Origin of the sequence: Vibrio ouci (genome assembly GCF_004551525.1) — a bacterium.
GTDB classification, from domain to species: Bacteria; Pseudomonadota; Gammaproteobacteria; order Enterobacterales; family Vibrionaceae; genus Vibrio; species Vibrio ouci.
This window is the reverse complement of the sequence record NZ_SATR01000110.1, coordinates 1-2,991: the sequence shown is the minus strand read 5'-3', so window position 1 is coordinate 2,991 and position 2,991 is coordinate 1. Positions and strand designations below refer to the sequence as shown.

Sequence of the window (2,991 nt, the reverse complement as noted above, 5' to 3'; positions counted from 1 at the left end):
GTATTACTCGCTGCAAAACAGCGAAAACCTGAACGATGGACTGGTGATATCAGGAACTGTAAGCCAGTTGGCGAAGTCCACCTAAATCCAGAAAGAGAAGCTGCTTAATAAGCGAGCAAATGATGGCAACTATCTTGAAAAACACCGCAACTTTCCTCATCCAGACGAGAAAGCCTATCAATTTGTTCAATAATGATTGCATCACCAATTGCTGCATCATCAAGTAATCGGAGTAATTCTGGTCTTTGTAGCGAAGCACCCGATTCGTTCTCAATGTACCAACCTGCTATTCGAAAGCCTTTTTGCTGTACGAACTCCTGCAATGCACGTTGTGCTCGCTTTGCATTCTGATCAGAGGTTGATGCTCTTAAGTAGCCAAAGATGTACATAGTTCTCTCAAAGTGACATTTAAGTTATGATCTAACGCAGTGTGACAAATAGGTTATGACAAATATGGTTATAATGTCAATTTTAACATGTGAACTATAGGTATACTTCATTGTCATGCCGAAGATCGTGATTTGATTTTGAATTTTAGTTAACCTATTATTGGTGTGTTAATTATTCACACATGTAGGTGAAAAAATATGTCACGCACAACTAGTGTTACGATTGGATCTCAGTTAGATGAGTTTGTCGGTCAACTTATAGCGACTGGTCGCTATGGCTCAACAAGCGAAGTCGTTCGTTCTGCGTTGCGGCTACTCGAAAGGCAAGAGAAACAAACCACGGCTCTAAAAATGGCGATTGAAGCAGGAGAGCAGAGTGGTCAATGCTCATTATCACTTCATGACATTGCGGCTAAAGTAAAGCAGAAGCACAATGTATAAACTTTCCAACCTCGCCGCAGAAGACTTTGAGCATATCTTTGAATACACCCTATTGAACTTTGGTATAGAGCAAGCGGATGCTTATACAGACAGTATGCATGACGTTTTGCTAACGCTTGCAGAACAACCTTTGATGGGTTACGAGTGTCCGGAAATTGCCGAAGGGCTTCGCCGCCACGATCACCATAAACATGCTATTTTTTATCGCCCACAGCCTCATGGTGTTTACATAATCCGCATTCTTCATCAGCAAATGGAACCATTGCGGCATTTCCATCCAGATATTTATTAAAACTACAAATCATTAGATAAAGTTAGAACAACGTCGGCTTTGATGTGATGGACGCACCTCCCTTCTAGCATTGTTGTACCACACTAAAGGTACAGCCATTAAAAGTAGGAGTAACAACCATGTCCATTAAAGTTGTCGGTATCGATTTAGCCAAGAATTTCTTTCAAGTATGCGTATTGAATATTGACGGAACTATCTCGTCAAACCGTAAGGTTCATCGAGACAGATTTCTCCATACAATCCGTCAACTTCCAGATAATACCCCCCCTGGCTATGGAGTCATGTGCATCATCACATTATTGGGGACGAGTCTTTTTAGGGCTTGGTTTTAAGGTATCACTCATACCAGCACAACATGTTAAGCCATTCGTCGATCGGCAAAAGAACGATGCTAATGATGCAAGAGCCATTTGTGAAGCTTATTCGAGACCTGATATTCATTTTGTACCTGTTAAATCTATCGAACAACAAGATCTGAAAGCTTTGCGCAGCGTTCGCTCTCGTTTAGTAGAACAAAGAACAGGTCTTGCTAACCAAGTCAGGGGTCTAACGGCTGAATATGGGATTGTTTTCCCGACATCAATAAGGGCATTGCGTAACCACTTACCACTAATCATTGAAGATGCAGAGAATGAGTTATCCCATGTAATGAGAAACTTACTGCAAACCTTATACTGTGACTTTATCAACATTAGCGGCAAGATTGATGATGTAACTCAGGACATAATTACACTGAGTCAACAGAGTCCACGTTACAAGGCGATTAAGAATATCCCTGGCTTTGGCCCGATCTTAACTGCTGCAATTGTTAGTGAAGTTGGCTCTGGTCAACAATTTCATAATGGTAGACAGTTTTCTGCATGGTGTGGATTAGTTCCTAAGCAGAATAGTACAGGTGGAAAGAATAGCCTTGGAGCCTTATCAAAGAGTGGGAATCGAGATCTAAGGACATTACTCATTCATGGTGCTAGGGCTGTACTACGTTGTAGAACTTCAAGCATGGATCCTATGGGAGTTTGGTTACGAGGTCTAATTGAACGACGTGGTAAGGCTAAAGCTATCGTGGCTTTAGCAAATAAGCTTGGGCGTATAGTCTGGCGTGTTTTAGTTACTGATTGTGAATACGACGTTAATCGTGCTTTCAAGCCTATGTAATTGAAAAGGAAATTATTTAATAAGCAACTGAGTTTGCAATAGCTGATGAATAACGGTGAACCATCCTTACAACACTCTGATTACGCAACAGGTTTATTGAAACCGTGGCTTTGAATAGACAGTAAGGAGCGGAATACATCATGGCGCAGGTCGCACAGGTGACCTAGAAAGACGTCGGATATATGTTAGCGACCGTATCATTGAATCAGCCATTGCATCCTGAGGTGCGTCCATATATGTTGCGTAATTCAATGGAACTAAATTAGGAAGTTACGATCTGATCGGCTAGATCAGTTAATCATCGTAGCCTTATGCCGAAACCTCGTTACAAAACAACTAACTGGAAACAGTACAACAAAGCCCTAATCAACCGTGGTTCACTTACTTTCTGGATTGATGAGGAAGCTATACGCGAGTGGAAGCAAAGCAAAGAGAATAAGCGCGGAAGGCCTCGTCGATTCAGCGACCTAGCCATTACTACCGCACTGATGGTCAAACGTGTTTTCTCTATGCCATTGAGAGCGCTGCAAGGTTTTCTAGACTCAGTATTTAAGCTGGCTAACATTCCGCTTGTTTGCCCTCACTACACTTGCATCAGCAAACGAGCAAAGTCTGTTGATGTATCTTTTAAAGCTAAAACAAGAGGCGTCATCAAGCATTTGGCCATTGATGCTACTGGGCTAAAAGTCTACGGTGAGGGGGAGTGGAAAGTTA

3 protein-coding genes and 2 pseudogenes are annotated in these 2,991 nt (G+C 41.9%); 4 read left to right on the top strand and 1 reads right to left on the bottom strand.

The genetic code is table 11. The annotated features are described in order from the left end of the window. Positions 1 to 149 precede the first annotated feature (149 nt). Positions 150 to 389, bottom strand: a pseudogene (locus tag ELS82_RS23875) (recombinase family protein); the annotation flags it as partial. Between the two features lie 198 nt (positions 390 to 587). Here ELS82_RS23875 and ELS82_RS23870 point away from each other — a divergent pair. The 4 genes and pseudogenes from ELS82_RS23870 to ELS82_RS23855 all read left to right on the top strand — a co-directional run. Continuing rightward, positions 588 to 830: a type II toxin-antitoxin system ParD family antitoxin gene (locus ELS82_RS23870; protein ID WP_045408785.1), complete on the top strand. Its 243-nt coding sequence runs from the start codon at positions 588 to 590 to the stop codon at positions 828 to 830. After that, on the top strand, positions 823 to 1,122 hold the full coding sequence (locus ELS82_RS23865; RefSeq protein WP_134837637.1) for a type II toxin-antitoxin system RelE/ParE family toxin: 300 nt from the start codon (positions 823 to 825) through the stop codon (positions 1,120 to 1,122). Before ELS82_RS23870 ends, ELS82_RS23865 begins: the two co-directional genes overlap by 8 nt. 119 nt (positions 1,123 to 1,241) lie before the next feature. Continuing rightward, a pseudogene (locus ELS82_RS23860) lies at positions 1,242 to 2,277 on the top strand (IS110 family RNA-guided transposase). A gap of 311 nt (positions 2,278 to 2,588) precedes the next feature. Then, a partial coding sequence (locus ELS82_RS23855) for an IS5 family transposase (protein ID WP_134837636.1) occupies positions 2,589 to 2,991 on the top strand: 403 nt, incomplete at its 3' end.

Coding starts and splice junctions, on each gene's coding strand:
- ELS82_RS23870 (WP_045408785.1), top strand. CDS start 588: ATGTCACGCACAACTAGTGTTACGATTGGATCTCAGTTAGATGAGTTT.
- ELS82_RS23865 (WP_134837637.1), top strand. CDS start 823: ATGTATAAACTTTCCAACCTCGCCGCAGAAGACTTTGAGCATATCTTT.